The 292-nt window shown below is 67.5% G+C and carries 1 protein-coding gene; it reads right to left on the bottom strand.

Annotation, left to right across the window (positions count from 1 at the left end):
- Positions 1-256, bottom strand: a 256-nt coding sequence (gene rplT, locus CCN37_RS37850) for a 50S ribosomal protein L20 (RefSeq protein WP_086830223.1), incomplete at its 3' end; no start/stop codon positions are given.
- Positions 257-292: the final 36 nt, after the last annotated feature.

Genomic DNA, 292 nt, shown 5'->3' with positions numbered 1-292 from the left:
CGAGGCGCAGGCCCTGGATGAACCGGTTGTAGGTCATCCCGTTCTCGCGCACGGCCGCGTTGATGCGGGTGATCCACAGCTTGCGGAAGTCACCCTTGCGGGCACGGCGGTCCCGGTAGGCGTACCCGAGCGAGTGGAGCATCTGCTCCTTCGCCTTGCGGTACAGCCGGGAGCGCTGGCCGCGGTAACCGCTGGCGCGCTCCAGGATCGTCCGGCGCTTCTTCTGGGCGTTGACTGCCCGCTTGACGCGTGCCACTGATCAGTCCTGTCGTTCTAGCGGGCGACCGAGGTC

This window comes from Allokutzneria sp. NRRL B-24872, assembly GCF_002155965.1.
Classification (GTDB): Bacteria; Actinomycetota; Actinomycetes; order Mycobacteriales; family Pseudonocardiaceae; genus Allokutzneria.
This window is presented reverse-complemented; position numbering and strand designations above follow the sequence as displayed.